We start from the raw sequence: 320 nt of genomic DNA on the forward strand, positions 1-320 counted from the left end.
GGTTAAGCCAAACACAAAATAGCTTAGATAATACCAATATGCTCACTACAGCTATCGAAAAGTTACATTTGTCAGTTGTGCAGGCAGAGTCGGGTCAGCGAGGTTATTTACTTACAGAAAAAAGTGATTATTTAGTTCCTTATTACGATGCACTTGAGCAGCTTGAATCACAAACTGAGTATGTGAAATCGTTAAGTTCAGAAATTAATGGTCAGGCAGAGCGCATTGCGCTGTTATTATCGTTAGTGGCTCAAAAGGAAATTGAATTAAAAAAGACCGTTAACTTAGCGCAAAATAATAAAGAGCGCAGAGCGCTGTAT

General features: G+C 37.8%; 1 protein-coding gene. It reads left to right on the plus strand.

What is annotated here, in order from left to right:
• A partial coding sequence (locus AAEY83_RS13600) for a CHASE3 domain-containing protein (RefSeq protein ID WP_351059602.1) occupies positions 1-320 on the plus strand: 320 nt, incomplete at both ends.

Origin of the sequence: Psychrobacter sp. TB20-MNA-CIBAN-0197, assembly GCF_040309765.1 — a bacterium.
GTDB classification, from domain to species: domain Bacteria; phylum Pseudomonadota; class Gammaproteobacteria; order Pseudomonadales; family Moraxellaceae; genus Psychrobacter; species Psychrobacter submarinus.